22 protein-coding genes and 1 pseudogene are annotated in these 20435 nt (G+C 65.1%); 12 read left to right on the top strand and 11 right to left on the bottom strand.

The genetic code is table 11. From position 1 onward, the window contains the following. Positions 1-225 precede the first annotated feature (225 nt). Genes CRT23_RS25515 through CRT23_RS25505 form a run of 3 tightly spaced genes read right to left on the bottom strand, consistent with a single transcriptional unit; the run spans position 226 to position 2501 of the window. Complete coding sequence (locus tag CRT23_RS25515) at positions 226-861, bottom strand: HAD-IA family hydrolase (RefSeq protein ID WP_103712351.1); 636 nt, start codon at positions 859-861, stop codon at positions 226-228. A gap of 57 nt (positions 862-918) precedes the next feature. Beyond that, positions 919-1311, bottom strand: coding sequence for a RidA family protein (locus CRT23_RS25510; protein ID WP_103712350.1), 393 nt, complete (start codon positions 1309-1311; stop codon positions 919-921). Between the two features lie 11 nt (positions 1312-1322). Further along, positions 1323-2501, bottom strand: a complete 1179-nt coding sequence (locus CRT23_RS25505; protein ID WP_103712349.1) for a DSD1 family PLP-dependent enzyme — start codon at positions 2499-2501, stop codon at positions 1323-1325. A gap of 100 nt (positions 2502-2601) precedes the next feature. Between CRT23_RS25505 and CRT23_RS25500 the strand changes: the two genes are divergently transcribed. Continuing rightward, positions 2602-3516, top strand: coding sequence for a LysR substrate-binding domain-containing protein (locus CRT23_RS25500; protein WP_103712348.1), 915 nt, complete (start codon positions 2602-2604; stop codon positions 3514-3516). Positions 3517-4086: 570 nt separating this feature from the next. Further along, positions 4087-4542, top strand: coding sequence for a MucR family transcriptional regulator (locus CRT23_RS25495; protein ID WP_181017472.1), 456 nt, complete (start codon positions 4087-4089; stop codon positions 4540-4542). Positions 4543-4580: 38 nt separating this feature from the next. Here the strand turns inward: CRT23_RS25495 and CRT23_RS25490 are convergent, their stop codons facing one another. Both CRT23_RS25490 and CRT23_RS25485 read right to left on the bottom strand, forming a co-directional pair. Next, positions 4581-5603, bottom strand: coding sequence for a helix-turn-helix domain-containing protein (locus CRT23_RS25490; RefSeq protein ID WP_103712347.1), 1023 nt, complete (start codon positions 5601-5603; stop codon positions 4581-4583). Between the two features lie 403 nt (positions 5604-6006). Next, positions 6007-6219 (bottom strand): hypothetical protein, encoded by a 213-nt coding sequence (locus CRT23_RS25485; RefSeq protein WP_348628900.1) that lies wholly within the window; start codon positions 6217-6219, stop codon positions 6007-6009. Positions 6220-6696: 477 nt separating this feature from the next. Here CRT23_RS25485 and CRT23_RS28140 point away from each other — a divergent pair, with 477 nt between their 5' ends. The 4 genes from CRT23_RS28140 to CRT23_RS28135 all read left to right on the top strand — a co-directional run bounded on the left by CRT23_RS28140 (position 6697) and on the right by CRT23_RS28135 (position 8269). After that, the gene (locus CRT23_RS28140) at positions 6697-6975 is read left to right on the top strand and encodes a hypothetical protein (RefSeq protein ID WP_146056518.1); all 279 of its coding nucleotides are present in this window, start codon (positions 6697-6699) and stop codon (positions 6973-6975) included. Positions 6976-7110: 135 nt separating this feature from the next. Continuing rightward, positions 7111-7356, top strand: a complete 246-nt coding sequence (locus CRT23_RS25480) for a hypothetical protein (protein WP_055948041.1) — start codon at positions 7111-7113, stop codon at positions 7354-7356. A gap of 167 nt (positions 7357-7523) precedes the next feature. Beyond that, complete coding sequence (locus tag CRT23_RS25475) at positions 7524-7769, top strand: hypothetical protein (RefSeq protein ID WP_055948038.1); 246 nt, start codon at positions 7524-7526, stop codon at positions 7767-7769. A gap of 140 nt (positions 7770-7909) precedes the next feature. Continuing rightward, complete coding sequence (locus CRT23_RS28135; RefSeq protein ID WP_146056517.1) at positions 7910-8269, top strand: hypothetical protein; 360 nt, start codon at positions 7910-7912, stop codon at positions 8267-8269. Between the two features lie 187 nt (positions 8270-8456). Here CRT23_RS28135 and CRT23_RS25465 read toward each other — a convergent pair whose 3' ends face one another. Both CRT23_RS25465 and CRT23_RS25460 read right to left on the bottom strand, forming a co-directional pair. Continuing rightward, positions 8457-10145, bottom strand: a complete 1689-nt coding sequence (locus CRT23_RS25465) for an MCP four helix bundle domain-containing protein (protein ID WP_103712344.1) — start codon at positions 10143-10145, stop codon at positions 8457-8459. Between the two features lie 327 nt (positions 10146-10472). After that, complete coding sequence (locus CRT23_RS25460; protein ID WP_245436582.1) at positions 10473-11609, bottom strand: FAD-binding domain-containing protein; 1137 nt, start codon at positions 11607-11609, stop codon at positions 10473-10475. Between the two features lie 408 nt (positions 11610-12017). Here CRT23_RS25460 and CRT23_RS25455 point away from each other — a divergent pair, with 408 nt between their 5' ends. Next, positions 12018-12890: a DMT family transporter gene (locus tag CRT23_RS25455; protein ID WP_348628899.1), complete on the top strand. Its 873-nt coding sequence runs from the start codon at positions 12018-12020 to the stop codon at positions 12888-12890. A gap of 169 nt (positions 12891-13059) precedes the next feature. Beyond that, entirely contained in the window at positions 13060-13659 is a 600-nt protein-coding gene (locus CRT23_RS25450) for a cysteine hydrolase family protein (RefSeq protein WP_103712342.1), read from the top strand. Between the two features lie 256 nt (positions 13660-13915). On the opposite strand, the pseudogene CRT23_RS29355 reads toward CRT23_RS25450, so the two are convergent. After that, positions 13916-14125, bottom strand: a pseudogene (locus tag CRT23_RS29355) (4-oxalocrotonate tautomerase). After that, on the bottom strand, positions 14112-14861 hold the full coding sequence (locus CRT23_RS25440) for an SDR family oxidoreductase (RefSeq protein WP_103712341.1): 750 nt from the start codon (positions 14859-14861) through the stop codon (positions 14112-14114). The pseudogene CRT23_RS29355 and the gene CRT23_RS25440 overlap by 14 nt, the downstream one beginning before the upstream one ends. 102 nt (positions 14862-14963) lie before the next feature. Between CRT23_RS25440 and CRT23_RS25435 the strand changes: the two genes are divergently transcribed. Together CRT23_RS25435 and CRT23_RS25430 are read left to right on the top strand one after the other, a co-directional pair. Further along, positions 14964-15410 carry a helix-turn-helix domain-containing protein gene (locus CRT23_RS25435; RefSeq protein ID WP_103712340.1) on the top strand — a complete coding sequence of 149 codons (447 nt, stop codon included), beginning with the start codon at positions 14964-14966 and terminating at the stop codon, positions 15408-15410. A gap of 408 nt (positions 15411-15818) precedes the next feature. Next, entirely contained in the window at positions 15819-17549 is a 1731-nt protein-coding gene (locus CRT23_RS25430) for a sensor domain-containing diguanylate cyclase (RefSeq protein WP_103712339.1), read from the top strand. A gap of 498 nt (positions 17550-18047) precedes the next feature. Here the strand turns inward: CRT23_RS25430 and CRT23_RS25425 are convergent, their stop codons facing one another. Then, positions 18048-18290, bottom strand: coding sequence for a hypothetical protein (locus CRT23_RS25425; RefSeq protein ID WP_146056516.1), 243 nt, complete (start codon positions 18288-18290; stop codon positions 18048-18050). A gap of 257 nt (positions 18291-18547) precedes the next feature. On the opposite strand from CRT23_RS25425, the gene CRT23_RS25420 reads away from it, so the two are divergent. Together CRT23_RS25420 and CRT23_RS28730 are read left to right on the top strand one after the other, a co-directional pair. Next, complete coding sequence (locus CRT23_RS25420; RefSeq protein WP_103712337.1) at positions 18548-18769, top strand: hypothetical protein; 222 nt, start codon at positions 18548-18550, stop codon at positions 18767-18769. 242 nt (positions 18770-19011) lie between these two features. Further along, a complete protein-coding gene (locus CRT23_RS28730; protein ID WP_181017471.1) occupies positions 19012-19353 on the top strand; it encodes a hypothetical protein in 342 nt (113 codons plus the stop codon). Between the two features lie 173 nt (positions 19354-19526). Here the strand turns inward: CRT23_RS28730 and CRT23_RS25405 are convergent, their stop codons facing one another. Then, a complete protein-coding gene (locus CRT23_RS25405; protein ID WP_245436580.1) occupies positions 19527-20153 on the bottom strand; it encodes a DUF4142 domain-containing protein in 627 nt (208 codons plus the stop codon). Positions 20154-20435: the final 282 nt, after the last annotated feature.

The following is a 20435-nucleotide window of genomic DNA, read 5'->3' as shown; positions in this document are numbered from 1 at the left end:
GATTGATGAAGCGCCAGATGGTCCAAGACTGCGTTAGGGTTTTACTTACCATGTTATTTGCGATCGCTCTAGCGCCCATCCGGCTGTTCGGTTCCCGAAAAACATTCCGCGGGGCGAGACGCCGCAGGCGGGCGATCCGTGATCTCGCGTGCGAATGAGGTTCGGTCGGTGCGTGGCGCCGGTTCGCGACGTCGGCCGGCGGGTCGTTCGGGGCTGCCGCCGGCATCACCGGCCTCGGACCAGCGGCGTCAGGTGATCCAGCGAGGACGCGTGCACCAGCGGCGGCGGTGCGCCCTCGGGGGCCGTCATCCCGACGCGATCGTGCCAGTAGGTCGGCAACCCGACCGCAGCCGTCCCGACGAGATCGTAGGCCGATCCGGCAACGAACAGGCAGCGGGACGCATCGACGGACAGTTCGTTCAGGGCAAGGCGATAGGGGTGAGGATCGGGTTTGTAGAATCCCGCCCGCTCGGACGTCACCACCGTGGTGAAAGGGACCCCGACGCAGTCGGCCGCGATCCGTCCCAGGCGTTCGGAGCAATTCGTCACGATCCCGAGCGGTATGGACTTGTCCGAGAGGTCCCGCAGGGTCTGCACCACGCCCGGCCAGGGTCTGAGTTCGGCGTAGCGTTCGGCGAGCTCGGCCGTCGCGCAGCCCGGTAGGCCGACCATCCCCGCGGCTTGGGCAACGAGGTCTTCGTAAGGCCGGTAGCGCCCCGTACGATAGGTGATCCGCAGGTACTCGGCGCGCCAGCGCCGGCCTAAATCCTCGCTTCCGGCCACGGAATTCCAGAGCGACCAACTGTCCAGGAGGGCGGTCAGCAGATCGAACAGGACGGCATCATGGCGCTGCTCTGGCATCGCGGGTCTCCAAGTCGTTGCCGTGCTTCGCGAAGGCGTTCGTGCGGGACGCTGCCCTCACGTGGTCCGGGCGGCGATCGCCTCGATCTCCACCAGATAGCCGTGGTGGAGTTCCGGCACCGGCACGACGGTGCGGGCCGGCTTCGCCTCCCCGAAAACCTCGGCGTAGATCCGGTTGAAAGCAGGCCAGTTCTCGACGCCGACGATATAGGCCGTGACCCGCAGGGCATCCTGCGGTCCGCATCCCGCCTCGCCCAGGATGGCGAGGACGTTGGCGAGAGCTTGCCGAACCTGCACGTCGAAGGGTTGATCGGCGGTATGCGTCCCGTCCGGGCGGGCGGCGAGCTGTCCCGAGACGAACACCAGGTCACGCCACGCAGTCGCATGAACGTAGTGCCCGGCCGGCGCCGATACGGCGGACGAAGCGATGCGAGCGATGGGATCGGTCATGATGCGGGTTCCTACCAACCATTGATGCGGGGCCAGACCGCCGAGACGCGGCCGGTTCCGTCGAGGACGTGGTAACGGTCGTGCTGGGCGCCCGTGGCGCAGGCATGGTTCGGCAGGACGCGCAGCCGTGCCCCGATCGGCAGATCGGGGAGCGTGGCCTCGGATCCGCGCCGTACGGCGATGATGCCGTGCTCCTGGTTGGCGTCGGCGACGATGAGGTCCGGGTAAGGCCGGCCTGCGAGGTCGCAGACGACACCGTACCCTTGGTCCACGGCCTGCTTGGCCGTCCCGCGGTCGCGCGACAGCGCCATCCAGCCGGCATCCGTGATGATCCAGCCCTTGGGCCGCTGGTGGCCGATCACCGTGGCGAGCACCGAGAGGGCGATATCGGCTGGATCCACCGAGCCGATGCCGGCCTGGTACAGGTCGCCGAACATGAAGACCCCGGCGCGAACCTCGGTGACACCCGTCAGGTCCCGCGCCGAGCGGGCGGTCGGGGTCGAGCCGACACTGACGACCGGACAGGGCAGCCCCGCCGCGCGCAGAGTCTCGGCCGCCGTCACGGCCGCCATGCGCTCGGCCTCGGCCGCTGCGGTCAAAGCCGCCGGATCATGCAGCGCGTAGCTGTCACCCGCATGAAGCAGGACACCTCGCAAGCCCGCCCCCCCGGCCACCAGGCGCCGGCCGATTTCGACGAGCAAATCTGCGTCGGCCGGGGCCACGCCGGAGCGGTGGCCGTCCGCATCCACCTCGATCAGGACGGGAAGCGCGTCGCCCAGGGATCGGGCATGGGCGGCGACAGCCTCGGCCTGCTCCAGGCTGTCGAGGATGAGGGCGAGATCGGCCCCCTGGGCGCGGATGGCCGAGACGCGATCGAGCTTGGCCGGCGCGATGCCGACGCCGTAGACCAGATCACGCACGCCCCCTTCGGCGAAGTACTCCGCCTCACGCAGGGTGGAGACCATGGCGGGGCCGTGCGGAGCCGTCATGGCGATACGGCCGACGTCGAGGGATTTGGCGGTCTTGAGATGGGGGCGGAACGTGACGCCGAGCCGGACCAGGCGCGCGCGCAGGTTCTCGACGTTGGCGCGCAGCTTTGCCTCGTCGAGCAGCAGGCAGGGTGTCTCGAGCTGGTCCAAGGCCGTCCCGTGCTTGACGGGGGGCGTCTGGCGGAACGTGACGTCCGGCATCGATGGTCTTGCCTCTTACGCAGGTGCGAGACCAGACAGAGCACGGACGATAGCAGACCGCCATTAACGCCCGCTGCATCCCGGATTAAGTTTAGCCTGAATGCTGACGACCGATGACCTTCGCTTCTTCGCGGCCATCGCCAGGGCATCCTCCCTGGCGGCGGCCGCGCGCGACCTGAACGTCTCTCCGCCGGCTGTGACCCAGCGGCTTCGTGCCCTGGAAGCCCGGCTTCGCGTCCATCTCGTCGATCGCTCGGGGCGGCACCTGACGCTGACCGACGAGGGCGAGTTGCTCGCAGAACGCGGACGCCAAGTCCTCGAAGGCCTCAGCGAGATCGACGATGCACTTGCCGAGCGCCGCGGCGCGGTTCGGGGCCATCTGCGCATCGTCGCACCCCTCGGGTTCGGCCGCCGCTACGTGGCGCCGGTAGTCGCAGCCTTCCAGGCGGAGCATTCGGAACTGAAGATCGACCTCGTCTTATCCGACCGTCTGGGAGGGGCACCGGGCAGCAGCAACTGGGACCTGGCGATCCACGTTGGCGACCGAGAGCACACGGCCCCGGGTCTGATCATGCGCAACCTCGCCCCGAACGCGCGCTGGGCCTGCGCGGCTCCGAGCTACCTGAGCCGTCGCGGGGTGCCGGAGACACCGGGCGCGCTGCGCGCACATGCCTGCATCGCCTTGCGCGAGAACGATGAGGACGTGACCCTGTGGCGCTTCCAATCGGCGAGCGCCGCCGAGGAGCGCATCCGAATCGAGCCCGATCTGGCCAGCAATGACGGCGAAGTCGTGCGCCGTTGGGCCCTGGCGGGGTGCGGGATCATCGTGCGCTCTGAATGGGACCTGGTCGACGATGTCCGGGCGGGTCGGCTGGTCCGGCTTCTGGAGAATTACAGGCTGCCCGCGGCGCCGGTCGTGGCTCTGCTCGGCGCGCGTCGCCAAGCGCGTGCGGCGCGAACCGGACGCTTCCTCGATGCACTGCAGCGCTCACTGGAGCCCGTGCCTTGGCGCTGAACCGATCCCGCCACGCCGAACCGGGGCGGTATCGGTGTGTTCATCCATGGTGCCAACCGGACGTCGCAAGCTATAGATCCGTAACGGACTGCCACCGTGATGATCAGGCTGGGCCTCCGTTCCAGAGACATGGCTCCGATTACGCGCACTCTTCGCGCGCCCTCTCGCAGCGGGCGTCGGGATCGCGCGTTCCACCTTCGGAGGCAACCGAATCGTCCCCATCAGGCGCGTGACGGAAGATCGAGGCTGGCGCCGACGCCCCCGTCAGGCGCGCCGAACGCCCGAATGATCCACGGCGCACGAAGCGGCCGCATCCGCTCAGCCAGGACGACCGCACCGTCGCAGCGCCCGATGCCGTCGCGTCGTCACCCGAGGAAGCGATCCTCAGTGAGGCCACGCGGATCGCACAGCTTTCGATCGTGGAAACGATCTGCTCGTGCAATCTATTTGTTGGATGCACGCTAGGAATGTAATATCCTTGATTTTCTGATCGACGCTTGATTGCTGCCCAAGGATCGACGATGCACATGTTGCAGGGGTGCAAAACGCGAAAGTAGCATTATTACTGACATGGACGATCAACAAATTGATTTTGTCGAGTTAACTACCGACATTGTGTCGGCGTTTGTATCGAACAATCCCGTCCGTCCCTCCGATCTGCCGGACCTGATCCGGAACGTCCACGGGGCCCTCAACGGCCTCGCCAACGTCACGGCTGCAACCGCATCCGAGATCGAGGTCGAAAAGCCCACGGCGGCGCAGATCCGGAAGTCGGTGACACCAGAGGGCATCGTCAGCTTCTTGGACGGCAAGACCTACAAGACTCTGAAGCGCCATCTCAACACCCATGGCTTGGACCCGTTCAACTATCGGGCTCGTTTCGGCCTGCCCGCCGACTACCCGATGGTCGCCTCGGAGTACGCCGCACGTCGATCAGCGCTGGCGAAATCCATCGGCCTCGGCCGCATCGCCGACCGGAGCGAAGACGAGCAGCCCAGCGCGAAGGATCGACACAAGGCGGCATGATTGCAGGGGATTGGCAGCGGCCTCCGAAGGAACCTCGGTCATGCGATCCGTCGTGGGCCTGACCGCTGACCAAGTCGCTCGTACCAATCGTGCGCCATCGCAGGTGATTTTTCGAACGTCAGAGCAGACCGATCAATCCGGGCGTGGCGCCACTCGCGAGGCGCCACGCCGTAGCGGTTCCGGAATTCACGGCTGAGATGCGCCAAAGTCTTGAACCCGTGCTCGCTCGCCAGGCGGGTGATCGAGCGGGTTTCGAGCGGATCCGCGAGCGCCGTCCGGATCGCCTCCAACCGCTTCTCCCAAACGAGGCGCATGACCCCGCCAGTCCGCTCGAAGGCCCGATACAGCGACGTCCGTGACGTCCCCAGGCGTTCGGCAAGCCATTCGGGTGAGAGGCTGGATGAGGGGAGATGCAGCTCAATCAGGCGCTCAGCCATTTCCACGACCCCTGCGTCGAGCTCGCTCCCTTGCAGAACGTCCGAGGCAGAGGAGCCGTCGAGCAAGCGACGCACGAACCCGGTCAGCTCCGCCGCGACCTCATCCGCGTCGGCGATGCGTGTCGCGGGAAGATGGCGATACAGCGCGTGAAGGCGCGCGAGCAGCAATCTGTTGCGCTCCTGATCGAAGAACATCGGAATGCGCCTCAGATCGACATCAGCCAGGAGCCGGCGAGGGACGGTCAGCCCGATCGCGCTGGACCGAGCCCCGCGCGCATCGAGTTCTCGGCCCATATCGGCGGCCATCACCCTGTTCCGCTGCTGCATCACCGCGCAGCCTGCGATCTCACCTGTCAGCCCTCCCGAGACGTAGAGCATGAAGGTCAGGTGATCCGACGTCACCGCTGCGTGCCGACGGTCCCGGATCATGTGTTGCGGGGTGAAGACCATCCGGCTGGCGAGGATGTCGCCGAGCATCGTGCAGGAGAGATTGCCGCGCGGTGGCCCGGCCCCCTCGCACTGCTCGACCCGAATGATCGGCGCCATCAGATCCCGCCATGCCGCAAAGGCGTGAGCCGGAGAGAGATGGTCGGTGTTGAAGTTCAGGGTCGGAACGATGGTCATGCGGTCCGCAAAACCGAGGATCTTCGAGGTGTTCCAGCCCTAAGAGAGCGTAGCCGAACAGTCACGCCTTCGCGCTCGCATCCCTTGGGAATGACGGGACTTTGTCCAATCCCGTACGAGTTGCCGACCAAGGTTTGGCACACGAGCAATCCGAGCATTGGGAGCCGAAAGAGCACGGCCTCGTCCAAGGCTTACTGCGGCCATCGAACCGCACCTCGGCTCCAGCAGGTGGCCAGACCGGGTGGCCCTGGCTTGCGTCAGATTGAACCTCGGCGGCACCGCGCTACGACGCCTCCAGTGGGCTCCCGCGACCCGGGCACGCCACAAGCGGGAAGAACACAGGAATGCGCGTTCGAGCAGGAAGAGGTTCCGGGGCTCCCCGCCCTACGCCCTCACGCTTCCGCTACGCCACGCGCTGCCACTTGGCGGCGTTGGCCCGCAGGGTCTCCAGCTCCGCACGCAGCGCCTCGATCTCCGCATGCAGATCGCCGGCGTCGACCGCCAGCTCGACGCACTGGTCCTGCGCCTCCGCGAGCTGCGCCCGCAACAGGGCGTTCTCCGTTGCGAGTTCGAGGACGAGCATCGCATCGGCAGTGCACGGCTTATCGCTTGTCACGGCACCTCACATAACGGTCGCCCGCCACGGGGCGGACGGCGCGGGACCCTGGCCACAACAAAGCTTGGCCGCAATCACTCATTCGCCACACCACGGGTTCGATGGGCGGCCGAGCGCTCAGCGCCGCACCGCGCCAACCGCCCGGGCCTCGTCTTCCGGGGATGATGCGCTGTCTGGCCCAGCCAGCGATGCGGGGCAGCTCATCGGCGCGCGAGCGAAGGAGGGGGTCGATCCACGCACGGCCCGCCGGGAGGTGCCATTGGGTGTTGCGGCGCTTTGCATACCAGCCCCGCAACCGTAACCATGACGCCCCGCAGCGATCGGCGTAGGGAAGCCCCCACGCTTCCTCCCAAGCGAGAGACCGACTTCCCCCGCCCGGCGCAATCCGTGGCGGGTTTTTTCTGCGCCCCTGAAACTTTCGACCTCCGTCGATCGTACCGCGCCCCGACCGCGCGAAACGATCAGGGAGAGAAGCGCTTGCGAGATAAGGGCGGCGAGAGGAGCAAGACGCGATTTGATCCGGGACGGTTGTATCGCGCCATCACGCGGCACACCGACGGCCGCATCATCCATGTCAGGGATTTTCTCGCCGACAGCGACGCAGAGGCGATCCTGATCGTCACCGCACGCGGCAGCAACATCCGCACCGATCTCTGGAGCAATCGTGGACTCGTCCGGCGTTTCGGTTCGCCAGGGTCAGAGCCTGCAACACGACCGGCGTCGTCTGGCGGAGATCGTCCCACCCAGGACGGCTGATTCCGCGCAGACCGAGCGCAGCCGCTGCTGGGCGTTCTCCGCGAAACGTTAACCGTAACCTCAGCTTGACCGAAACGTGATGAACTTGGCGGCTCGGCAGGCATTTCAACAGCCTGGGTCAACTGGAGCGGGTGAATGCCGAAGTATTTCATCGACGTCGCAGAGGGCACCCATTTTATCGAGGATGAGGTTGGGACCATCTTGCCAGACAGAGAGTCGGGCCGGCAGGTTGCCCTTCAATCCCTCAGCGACATGATCAAAGAGGATCTCCCGACAGGAGAGAACCAGACGTTTATTGCTACCGTACGAGATGAGCAAGGTGAAGAGTCGTACTGCGCCAAGATCACCCTATCCGCGCGAAGTAGCACACCGCTCGCATAGCGTCCGAGCGCATGACAAATTACGATCTGTACACAGCCGGTTACCCCGCCCCAGCGCAGTCTGAGGCGGGTTTTTCGTTGAAAGTCGGCGCGAGGCATGGGAAGCCGACCGAACAAAACGCCGCACCGGGCATTCACGAGTCATCTGAAACGACTCGGAGCAAGCGGATGCCGCGGTACTTCGTCGACGTTGCAGCGGGACAGGATTTCGTCGCAGACGAGGAGGGCAGTGTTCTCCCGGACCTTCAAGCCGGTCGCTGTCTGGCCGTCCGTGCCCTGTACGAGGTCGCCGGAGAGTGCGGCTTGGACGGTGACGATCGCACCTTCACCGCCATCGTCCGGGATGAGGACGGAGAGACCGCTTACCGCGCGTGCTTGACGCTCACCGAGGATCACCAGACGGGGGTATGCTGACCGGCGCACCGCATGCAGGCCGGATCGGCGTTCCACACCGCGCCCGAGGGCAATCCGCAAGAAAGTCCGCCCGGTCATCGTGGTGTTGCACGGATCCTGCAAGCGATGCAGCGAGCTGCCAGAATGGTTCTGGCCGGCGTTTGTCCTTACCCGAGGACTCCACCTTCACCCGCCCGGCTTTGGCCGCGGCGGGTTTTTGTTCCGTGACGCCGCCTTCGCGCACATGGCCGGCGCAGGGCGCTCGAACGTTCATCGTCTTCATCCGTTGGTCTCGAACAAAGACCCTGGAGGAAATGATGCCTGAGAATCCGCAAGATCCGCTGGACGTCCCCATGGATCGGGTGCTCACCAGGAATGGCGGGAGCAGTTCAGAAGGCTCTGAGCCGAAGAGCGAGGCCAATCCGAAGGAATCCGGCATCGAGGGTCGCCGCGCGCAGGACACCGTCGATCCGGCCGAGCATCTGCCGGAGGATCCAGAGGAGCAGAACGACCTCGCCTGATCCGGCCTGCCTACGGAGCCTGGCCGTCGTCGTGGCGTGCCGGGCTTGTCGTGTCACCCCCACGCAGCAGGCACCGCACCAGTCAGCGACCGCCCGGCGGCGCAGGCTTCTCAATCCTGCGCGCTTGGTCGCCGGGTGTGCGCCGAGGCGAGGCAGCGCGAGGCCGCCCCGCCTTCACATGCGCGTCTCAGGCCGCCCGAACCGTGGCCAGGAAGCGGTCTACCTCGGTGCTGAGGTGCTCGGACTGGCGCGAGAGCTCCGAGGCGGCGCCCAGCACCTGGCTGGCGGCCGCGCCGGTCTCCTCGGCCGCGCCCGCCACCCCCGCGATGTTGGTCGTCACCGCCCCCGTGCCCATCGCCGCCTGCGCCACGTTGCGCACGATCTCCTGGGTGGCCGCCCCCTGCTCCTCCACCGCCGCCGAGATCGAGGTGGCCACGCCGCTGATCTCGCGGATGCGCGCCGCGATCCCGTCGATGGCCGCCACCGCCTGGCCCGTCGAGCCCTGGATCTGGCTGATGTGCTCGCCGATCTCCTGCGTGGCCCGCGCCGTCTGGTTGGCCAGCTCCTTGACCTCGGCGGCCACCACCGCGAAGCCCCGGCCCGCCTCGCCGGCCCGCGCCGCCTCGATCGTGGCATTCAGCGCCAGCAGGTTGGTCTGGCCGGCAATGGAAGTGATCATCGTCACCACGTCGCCGATGCACGCCACCGCCGTGTTGAGCTGCTGTACGAGTTCGGCGGTCTCGGCGGCTTCCTGGACGGCGCCGTGTGCCATGGTCGCGGAGGTGCTGACCTGACGGCCGATCTCCTGCACCGAGGAGCCGAGCTCCTCGGCGGCGGCCGCCACGGTGTTGACGTTGGAAGCGGCCTCTTCCGCCGCGGCCGCGACGCTGGTCGTCTGGTTGGCGGTCTGGGTGGCGGTGCCGGCCATGCTCTGGGCGGTGGCCTGCAGCTCGGTGGCCGAGCTCGTCACCATGCTGATGATGCCGCCCACCGCGCCCTCGAAGCTGTCGGCCATCGCCCGCATCGCCGCCTGGCGCTGCGCCTCGGCCCCGGCCCGCGCCAGCACCGTCTCCTCCTCCAGCGCCCGCATCCGGATCAGGCCGTCCTTGAACACCTGAACGGCGTCCGCGATGGTGCCGATCTCGGTCCGGGCGCCCTGGTGCGGGATGGTCACCGAGAGGTCGCCGCCAGCCAGCGCCTGCATGGGCTGGACTACCGCGCCGATGCCGCGCGTGACGCCGCGCACGATCAGGGTCGCAGAGACGGTGGAGAGGAGAACGCAGAACGAGATGGCGATAACCCCCCAGGTGCGGGTGGTTTCGAAGACGGCCTTGCTCTCGGCCTGAGCGGCCGTGGCGCCCTCGTTGTTCATGGCAACGAGCTTGTCGAGGGCCACGGAGGCCGCACGGCGCGGGATGATGCCCTTGCTCTCGTAAAGGGCATAGGCCTGAGCTTTCTCACCGGCACGCGAGAGCTCGAGAATGGACCCGCGCACGCCTTCGAAATTCCGGGCCTCACGCGCGAAGGTCTCGTAGAGCGCCCGCTCCTCAGGAGAGCCGATCATGGGCTCGTAGGTGGCCTTCTTCTCGTCGAGCTTCTTGCCGAAGCGCTCCATGTCTTTCTCGATGCTGGCAACGAGCGCGGGGTCGGTGGCCTGCGTGTGGCGCAGAACGAGGGCGCTGGTCCGTGCGGTGAGCGTATCGATCTCACCCAGCACGCGCATGCTCGGCAGCCAGTTCGTCTCGATGTTGAGGGCCTGCTCCCGCATGCGCTGCGTGCCGAACACGCCCAGCAAACCCAATCCGATGGCCAGCAGTGTCAGGATGGAGAAAGCCGCAACAAGCTTGGCGCGGATGGAAAGATTTCGGAACGACACGATGAGCTCCCAAAGCTGCGAAGCGAAAAGTCGAAAGCAGCTGGAGGAGCATCATCACGGAAAAGTGTTAAGCAGGCGCCTCCTGTGATCGCAAAATACGAGATGGCGGCCTGACCAATCGAGCGTTCGAAGTCGCACGATTGCTTCGGTGTGCTGAAGCGTGTCTCGCGGATACGTCGCGTCGGCGAACTGCGTGCGCGCGTCAGAGAGCCATGAGACCGGAGCGGCCCCGGGGCCCGAGGCGCTGCCGTCGCCGGATCGGATTGTTCATGCCTTTCATTGTTCATGCCTTTCGATGCGGAGGCCCCGTCGGCAGGCGAAGGGGCATCAGGGGCAGCCCGCCAGCACCGCCGGGATAGCAGAGCGCAGGCGTGAGTACCCACGCGTGGATCGCGGCCAGGCCGCCTCGTCCCAGGCCCGGCGTACGCGCCGGCAGCCGTCCGGCAGGAGCGTCGCCGATGGTCCGACGGGGGCCCAGGCCGTCAGGACCGGCAGGTCGCCCGCCCATCCGGCCTCGACCGGGCCGGCCGGGCACCCGAAATACGCTCCGGCCCGGGCCAGGGCATCGGCCATCGCGACCCTGTCCGCGGACCTGACGCGGTCGGACGCCCCATCCGCATGGGCGATCAGCCCGCCGACGCGCATGACGGTCGCGCCGCCCAGGGGCAAACTCTCCGGGTGCAGGTCGTCGAGATGCAGGAGCAGTGCAGCCTGCCCCGACGGCGAGGTATCGGCCGGGGACAGGGGGCGCTCGCGCGGCGGCATCGGCTCGTCGAGCGCATCCGGGTATTCGTCGAGACCGGCGGGATCGTAACGGCCCTCGGTATACCGACGAATGTTCTCCGCCCGGGCGACGTAGTGCTTGCCCCGGGTGTGCAGGCCCGCCACCCAGCGCCACGACAGCGTGTTGCTCGCCGGATCACCGTCGAGGAGATGGCGCATGAAGAAGTCCGCCCCGAGCGCCCAGGGCAGCCGCAGGGTGAAGATCCAGATCGAGGCGAACCACATTCGGGCGTGGTTGTGGAGCCACCCGGTCTCGACGAGATCCCGGGCCCAATCGTCGAAGCCCGCGATCCCGGTGCGCCCCGCGATGGCCGTCTCGTAGGTCCGGCGCAGGCCGGCCTCGGCGGCGAGGCGCTCGTGGCCCGCCGCAGCCAACGCGAGTGCCTCCGTCCAGGCGGAGGGGTGGGTCTCCAAGTGACCCTTGAAGTAGGTCCGCCAGAAGACCTCCGACACGAACTTCTCCGCGCCGCCGTCACCGAAAGCGCGGTCGGCCGCGGCTACGACCTCGGCCTCGGTGATGAGGCGACGACGCAGATAGGGCGAGAGCGCCGAAGTCGTCGGTGCGTGCTCAGCCCCCCGATCGGTGTTGCGGTCGGCGGCGTAGGAGGCGCCGGCGCCAGCGAGGAATTCGGTGAGGCGATCGAGCCCGGCGGCGCGGGTCATGGGAAAGCTGCGGTCCATGCCGCTTACCTAGGAGCCTGGGCGAACCAGCGGATGCGACCCATTTCCCCTGCGCCAGAAGGCTGCTCGAGCCGAACCCCAAGCCCGCCGCTCCGCGGCGCCTTACCGCCCGACCCGCGGCGGCCGCTCGGATCCAGACCTTTGGCCTGTACGCATGACGGCGTTATTCGCGGCCAAGAGCTGCAAAGCAGACCTACCGGAAACCACCCAACCCGGTCGTAGAGCGGACAGACGGTTCCCGGCTTAAAGACGCCCTGTACGGCGATCTTCCTTCTCCTCGTGAAGTGGTCGGAGTGAGAGATCCCGGTTCTCATGGGAGGCGTGCTAGAAGCGTCCATGTCTTCAGGCGAAACCCCTTCGACCGTTCCCCACAGCCCTGACACCGCGTCTACGAACGTCGCTTACGCGTTGCTGACGTTCACCGCGCTGATCTGGGCCGGCAACGCAGTCGCGGGCAAGTGGGCGGTCGGTCAGGTGTCACCCTTTGCCCTGACCAGCCTACGCTGGCTGGTTGCGTGTATCGCCTTGGTGCCGCTCGCATCTCGTCCCGTATCTCGCGAGTGGCGCCTCCTCCTGCCGCGTTGGCGCTTCGTCGTCATGATGGGCGCCTGCGGCTACACTGCCTTCAACGCACTGTTCTACGTGGCCGGGACCCATACGAGCGCCACCAATCTGGCGATGATCCAAGGGGCGATCCCCGTCATCGTGCTGCTCTGCAGCTTCCTTGCTTACCGGACCCCCGTGAGGCCGATGCAAGCCGTGGGCGTGCTGGTCACGCTGCTTGGGGTCGCCGTAGCCGCAACCCACGGCGATTGGGAGATCCTGCGAACCCTGGCTTTCAACCGAGGCGACCTGTTCATGTTCGTCGCCTGCCTGTTCTACGCCGGCTACACCGTAGCCCTACGGGCGAGACCGGCGGTTTCAGGCCTCACGTTCTTCACGGCGATGGCAGTCGCCGCTTTCCTGACGTCCCTGCCGCTCGCGGCTGCAGAGTGGATCAGCGGTCATCTCGTCTGGCCGACCCGCGAGGGCTGGGCCATCGTCGTCTATGTCGGACTTGGTCCCTCTCTTGTCTCGCAACTCTGCTTCCTACGCGGGGTGGAGATGATCGGCCCGAACCGAGCGGGCGTCTTCGTGAACCTCCTGCCGGTGTTCGGCGCCCTATTGGCCGTGGTGCTGGTTGGGGAGCCGTTTCGCTTCGACAATGCCGCTGCGCTCGTGCTCGTCCTCGGTGGGATTTTCATCGCGGAACGCCTCGGAACTCGTCGGCGGGCCGCGTAATCACCTTCCCCTCAGATCGGGCAGGTCGATGCGAGAAACAGAATCCAGCGGGCCGAGGTGAGCACACTCGACTTTCCGGCCAGATGCCTTCGGACCTGCGGGTGGTAAGGTCCGCGGCACGCTTGGATGGCACGCCACGAAAAGCACGTGGTGCCGGAGGAGAAGCACGATGTCAGATCTCGCGACCCTACGCAGGCTCTCCGGTCTCAGCACAGAGCCCCCGTCCCTCAAGGACTCGGCCCTCGTGATGGTCGACTTGCAGGAGACCTATCGACGAGGCGTGATGCGCCTCGAGGGCGTCGAACCCGCCCTTCGGGAAGCCGCTGCCCTGCTCGCGCGGGCACGGGGCGCGGGTATCCCAATCATTCACATCCAGCACGATGCCGGGCTGGGCTCGCCTTACGACATCACGGCGCCCATCGGTCAGATCAGCGCCGAGGTCGCCCCTCAGGGCCGCGAGTCGGTGATCACCAAGGCCTATCCGAACGCATTCGTCGGGACCGATCTCCAGGCGCAGCTGGAAGCGGCGGGGGTGAAGGACGTCGTCCTGGCAGGCTTCATGACGCACATGTGCATCAACTCAACGGCGCGCGGCGCCTTCAGCCTCGGGTTTCGACCCACCGTCGTTGCCTCGACGACGGCAACACGCGACCTGCCTGCTCCTGATGGTTCGGTTGTTCGAGCCGCGCAGCTTCAGTCGGCGAGCCTGGCCGCACTCACGGACCTGTTCGCCGTGGTCGCAGGCAAGCAGACCGATCTCCCTGATTGAGGGTCGCTCGATACACGGACGTGGCCTTGAAGCTCCGGTGGAAGTCCTCTTTAGACCGAAACCCACAAGACGGTTTTCCGCCAAATAAATCGTGGAAGCTGACCTGCCGTCCTTGGAAGCAGTCAAGAGATTTCGCCCTTTGCTCCGTCATGGCTGATCAAGGCCGCAGACTTACCGCCTGCTCCACGGTTCTTGCAGCAACTTCCGGTAACGCCAGATGTCTGGGCCGCCGCTCTCCTGGGCGGCCCAGACACGGTCAGTCCTTCGACCGATAGGCATGCGGCCTGACGAACACCTCATTGGCCGGGCGTAGCCGCCGTCCTTGACCTCCGCGATCCACACCAGGGTGTGTCCTCGAACGCCTTCGCTGAAATCGTCCGCGAACAGGTTCGTCACGCGATGGACGATCTCCTCCGTCTGCGCGGCCGAGCGCCACCTCGGGAACTTTGATGTTAGCGAACGGCATCGTTCAGGCTCATGACGGCGTGGTCGAAGCGGTGCTCGGCCTCGGCGTTACGCAGAAAGGCGACGCGCTGCACGAGGATCTCACGCGGCGTGGGCTGCTGCTGGAAGAGCGCCATGACCTCGTCGATGAAGTCGGCCAGCGGCAGATAGCCCTCGCGGGTGGCTTGGCCCGGCGTCAGATCGGTTTGTACCGCCGGGGGCACCAGTTCGATCACTTCGATCCTACCCTTCAGAGCCTCTCGCAGGGACACCGTGTAGCTGTGAATGGCGGCCTTCGTTGCCGCGTAGGTGGGTGTCGCCGTCAGGGGAACGAATGCCAGTCCAGAGGACACATTGATCAGCGCCGCATCAGGTTGACCGAGCAGATGTTCGATCAGGGCATCCGTCAGCCGGATCGGGCCGAGCAGGTTCGTGGTGATCGTTGCCTCGGCATCAGAGAGGTTGCGAGCTTGATCCAACGCCTCGAAGCGCATGATCCCGGCGTTGTTGATCACCACGTTCAAGGTCGGGTGCTCGGCCACGATCCGCTTCGCGAACGCGGTGATGTCTCTGGCATCCGCGATGTCGAGCGGCATCGCGTGCATGCGCGGCCGGCCGGTGGTGACCCGTTCCAGTGCCTGCACTCGGCGACCGACGACGATGACGCTGTTGCCTGAATCGTGGAAACGATGCGCGAGGGCCTCACCGATTCCGGAGCCGCCTCCGGTGATGAGGATGGTGTTGCCTGAGATTTTCATGACGGCGACCTTCGTTGTTGTCGCCTCGGAGAGTATGGACCACACTCTCCATACTGAAGTAGGCACCGAAAAGATTGGTACTTACCAAAAGGAGAGCGTCGGATGCGTAGAGCTGCCCCTGACCCCAGGATTGAGGTGCAGCGGCGTGAGCCGATCCCAAACAAGATCGATCCGGTGATTGAAGCTCTGGTCAACGACATCATCGCCAAGGTGGCCGACAAGTGGACCATGCTCATTCTTGAAGCCTTGGACGAGCACGGCACGCTACGGTTCACCCAACTCGGCAAGGCGGTAGGACGGATCAGCCAGAAGATGTTGACGCAAACAGTCCGGCAAATGGAGCGAGATAGTCTGGTGCGTCGGACGGTGCATCCAGTGATTCCGCCGCATGTGGATTATACGCTGACGCCGCTGGGGCAAAGTTTGGGAGCGGCGTTCTGCGGTGTGTGGATCTGGGCGGAGACGCATCACGCCGAGATCGAGCGCGCACGTCGAGCGTTTGCGGCGGGCGAAGCGCATGATGTGTCCGCCTGCGCCGAAGGGTCTTGAAGATCATGGGACCGCTGTCAGCAGTGCGCCGTCACAGGGTTACCCTGCGAGAACAGACGTTCGGCTGCGCCAGAACCCGTCAAAGTTAGCTGCTTGGCCTGCTTGGCAGCGCCCCATCCTGTGCATTGATACGTAAGCCGGCGGAGCAGTAATTCTCGCTCCGATACCTCTCCGTTACGACGCAGACTGACCGAACGGCACCTTGAGCAGCTGCAGTCTCGCAACCCGAAAGACTGTATTTTTCTAAGTGATTTATTCGCGCTCAGAACTTAGTAAATTTCTGAATAGCAATTGTAACGCTCAAGTAACTTACATATATTTTCCCAGCTCGTTCACAGGTCGTTAACTTATAAACTTCATGTGATGCCATCCGATAGAAGGGATGATCCTCGCCATCGAGGATAAGTCATGACGTTCACGCAGTTTGCTGACGGGATTTTGTTGAGGCGCCAGATCAGCCTGCTCGCTGGTGCGATTGCTCTCGCCGTAATCGGGGTGACCGCGGTAGGCTCGGCTCTCCTGGCGAGCAGGCAAGCGACGGAGATGGCCCAGAGCAACCTTCTACAGGTGGCGCGCTCGGTGGCTGACCGGCTCGATCAAGATATGGCCGAACGGTTACGCGAAATTCGCAATGTCGCCGCTCTCGAGGCGCTGCAGCCGCATTGGCTCGAGAATACCGGCAGCCTTCGCAAGGTCCTCGACCGTATGCAGGGAACACTCCCGGATTACGCCTGGGTTGGGTTCGCGGATCGCGATGGGCGCGTGCGCGCGGCCACGGGCGGTGTTCTCGAAGGGGCGAATGTCGGACAACGACCCTGGTTTCAGAACGGCATCAAACACGCGGCTGTCGAGGACGTGCATGCGGCGTCCATGCTGCAATCATTGCTCAAGCCGCATGCGGATGGAACCCCCTTCCGGTTCGTGGATCTGGCTGCACCGGTCAGGGATGCGTCCGGTCAGATCATCGGCGTTCTCGGCGGTCACCTCAGCTGGCGCTGGGCCGATGTCGTCCGGCGTGAGGTGCTGTCGTCCCGAAGAGCAGACCTGAAGGAGGACATCATCGTCCTTGATCGAGCAGGTCGTGTTCTCCTTGGGCCGGACCTCGGCGCAAGTCCCTTCACGGCTGACGAACTTGCCGCCGGATCCTTTTTTGCTCTGCGCCCGCAAGGCAATCAGGTAGCATCGGCGACGTCGACCCGCGGACGGGGCGACTATGCGGGGCTGGGCTGGATCGTCGTCGCTCTGCAGCCCATCGATACAGCGCTCGCAGGGGCCAATCATCTGGCCGTCCTCATCACCCTGCTCGGGCTTGGTGCTGCCCTGGTTGGGATGCTGGGGATCCGGTCGGTGGCGGCACGGTTGAGCCGACCTCTGTCGCAACTGACAGAAGCTGTCGACCGCGTGGGTCGTGAACCGAATGCGCGGATGACCGACCGCGTGCATGGCTCGCCCGAGGTTCTGCAACTGTCGGCTTCTGTCCGGTCTCTGCTCCGGCGCATCGGCACCGCCGAGGCGGATGCCCGTCACATCGAGGCTGAGGCATCGAGCGCGGTGCACGTCGCTGAAGACCGCGTGAGACGCCTCGGAGCTGATCTCCATGCCATGCAGGTCCTGGCCGACACGGACGCCCTTACAGGCCTCCTGAACCGGCGTGCGTTCATGCCCTTGGCCAAGGACGCCATGAGCTACTTCAAGCGCTACCGCCGGGCGATCTGCGTCCTGATGATCGACATCGATCACTTCAAGCGCGTCAACGATCTTCATGGCCACGCCGCAGGCGACGAAGTCATCCGCCAGGTTGGCCGGATCATCAGCGAAGCGATCCGGACGACGGATAAGGTTGCCCGGTTCGGCGGCGAGGAATTCGTAGTCCTGCTCCGCGAAACCGACCTGCAGGGCGCAGCGATCTTCGCCGACCGGATCCGCCAAACGGTTGCAGACACCCTGTTCGAGCCGGGGGGCTCGTGCTTCAAGGCAACGATCAGCATCGGCATGGCCGAGGCGGAGACATCCGACGAGGACATCGATCGCACGATCGAGCGGGCCGATCGCGCGCTCTACGCTGCGAAAACAGGTGGCCGCAACTGCGTCCGGTCGTTTGAGACGTCGGCTGCCTCTGCGTTGCAAGTGGCGGCGTAGCAGCTGGTTGGTCTCGCGCCGTTCGCCAGCAGGTGGCCTTCGTTCCGACCTTCGAGCCGTACCTGTCCTCGAAGGTCCGACGTCCGATTGTCCTGCTGCGCCGCTCGACGATCCACCACCGGAGGGGCGGCCCCATCCGTTCAGTAAGGTCGGCCACACCGTCGGCACGTTTGCTGCCGTTGCGATGTGGCTCGGTGGAGCATGTCCGAACGTTGCCGCGCGTTATGCAGTCCGCCCCTCAGAGTTGGCGAAGTCCATCGGCCTCGGTCGTCGCGTCGTGCGCGGTGAGGACGAACCGTCGTCGGTTAAGGGCTGTCAGGCCGCGGGAACGTTGACCAATTGTCGATGTCCGAAGCTCTCACCGGCGCGGGGCTTTGACTTTCTCAAATCGGCTCATCATCAAGGCGACACGTCCCGTCATCAGGTCGCCTTCATGGGCGTGCCTCACACGGAAGGAGTTTCGAACACCGGCACCAGTGGTCAGCTTGGGTGCGAACCTTACGCCTCTTCCTCATCCTCCTCGCCGGCCTCGTGCTCTCCGTGCATGTGCATGGTGAGGACGTGCGAGGTCGTGAAGGTCGTTGCCTCGCTCAGGATGAGGGTCATCGTAGCACGATTGTAGGTGTTGGCCGTGTAGAGGCCGCTGTGGATCAGCAGGCAGAGCGTCATGAGGATCTCGCCCCCGCACTCTTCCTCCGTTCCACCGGTGAACGCCAGGAGGTGCTCTTGCAGAGCACTCACCTTGATGGGACCGGCGAGGTGAGCCGTGTGGCGAACCGCTTCCGCAAAGAGAGCAGACCTCCACTCCGCGGAGCCGATTGTGTGATCCTCAAAAGGTTCGGCAAACACGTTCACGCCGCTCGTTCCTCTCCAAGTGCCCTCGGGACGTATGCATCGCCTCTCTGAGTGACGAGGGGCATGGGTATCTCGCCGCACCTCCGTTCACCGACCTCGACCGCTCCCCGACCGTTCCCCTCCTGGGCGGAAAGGAGACAGGCATGACCGCGCGCGGCTACCCCGGAACAGGCACGATCCCGACCGCGAACGGTGTCGTGAATAACGAAGCGAACAAGGCCGGCCTGGAAAGCGCATCCGTGAGTGGGGAACATCGAACCGGCGACACGATCGGCAAAGTCGACCGGGTCAGTCGCGTGACCCTGCTTGGCATGGCCGCTGCCAGGGCGGCCGTGATGCTCGGGGCATGTTGGTTCGTGGGCTGATTGCAGAGATGCTGCCGACGCGGGCGTCGTTCAGATTGAGGCTGGTAGGTCTCCCGAGCGAGCTGCTCGGATAAGCGGATCCGCAGGGAGAAACCCTATGTTCAAGACACTCACGCTTGGTGCTGGCCTGATGGCTGCCAGTCTGTTCCTGGCATCGGCCCCGGTTTCGGCAACACCGCTTGGTGTTACGACGATGCCGGAAACTGCGACTGCTGTAGAAAACGTCCAATACGGATATGGCTATGGCGGCGGAGGATACGGGCGCCGCGGTTACGGGGATGGATATGGGCGCCGCGGCTACGGTGGCGGTCATCACTTCGGGCCGCGCTTCGGCGGCCGTCACTTCGGTTATGGTCGAGGGCGCGGTCATGGCTATGGACATGATCGCGGTTATGGCCGCCGCGGCTTCTACTAGAACCTCAAGGCGTCCCTCAAACCTGAGGGACGCCGCCTGCGCGTCCCGCACCCTGCTTGACCCAGACCTCGTCATCGTTGCCGTCAACGATCCGGACGGACGCGGCATGATGCAGGGTCAAGCCCTCCTCAGCATGCGCTTTGGCCGCTTCCAGGTCGCTCGGTTCTAAGCGTGAGCCGATCTCACCGTGAGCATCGTAGAATATGATACGGTATGTCATGCTCTAAGAACGTGTCTACTTGTTGGAGACATCTAGACCGACTGTGATAGGTGCGGAGAACGACAGTCTATCGACCTGAGCTCGTCACCCCCTTGCGAGGAGAGGGTGACGATCGGCTCGAATCAGCTATGGCCGAGTTGCTTGTGCATATCCTGAAGGAGCATCTGATGCTCCTTGATCTGGCCACGCATCAGCTTCGTCACGTTGAGGTTCTCGCGATCCTTGCCGGTCTTCAGGTAGGCCTCCTGGATCTCGAGCAACTGCTGATGCCCCTCGATCTGACCCTGCACGTATTCACGATCGAAGGCGGCTCCGGCCTCGGCCTTCTGAAGCTTCTCGACCATCGCCTTTCCTTTGGCGTCGAGGTTCGACTGGACAGTGTCGGCGGTCGGAGCCTTCACCTGCCCGCTGGCTGGCGTGCTCTGATCGCGCATCGACTTCAGCACGTCAGCGATCGTCTCCTGCTCGGCGACCTCTAGTTGCGCAAACTCCTTCACCTTCGGGTTCTGCGCTTTCTTGAGGGCGATCTGGCTGGTCTGGAGAGCCAGGAGACCGACGGTCGTGGTGTCGGCGGCGTGCTTAGCTTCCGCCTCGCCCATCGCCGCAGCCTTGTTGCCCGTCTTCTCGGATGCCGAACTCGACGGGTTCTGCTCGGATGCTGAGCCTGACGCATTCTGAGCGGCGGCCGGAAGCGCGCTGCAAGGCATGGTAAAGGCCAGCGCAACAGCGCTGAGGGTGAGACGACGCATGAGATTTCCTCGTGTAGCGGATTGGCACGAGGCTCTCGCGAACGAAGACGCTCGTGAGATCCTCCTGATACCGCGCCAACCGAGCCCAGGCCGTCAGTGTTTCCGGATTTGTACCCGCAGGAGTTGAATGCGTCCGCGTAGCGCACCGGCGTCAGGGCAGCGTCTTCTCAGCGCCACGCCGCGCGCCAGCTGGCCGCCTACGCCTCGTCCTTTAGGCTCGGGACTCATAACCAGTAGCTGACGGTAGCAGCGATGCAGACGGCAGCCAGGTAGTTGGTGGCC

It is taken from the genome of Methylobacterium sp. V23 (genome assembly GCF_002917135.1).
Classification (GTDB): domain Bacteria; phylum Pseudomonadota; class Alphaproteobacteria; order Rhizobiales; family Beijerinckiaceae; genus Methylobacterium.
Note: the sequence above shows the minus strand (reverse complement) of the source record. Positions and strands in the feature narration are given on the sequence as shown.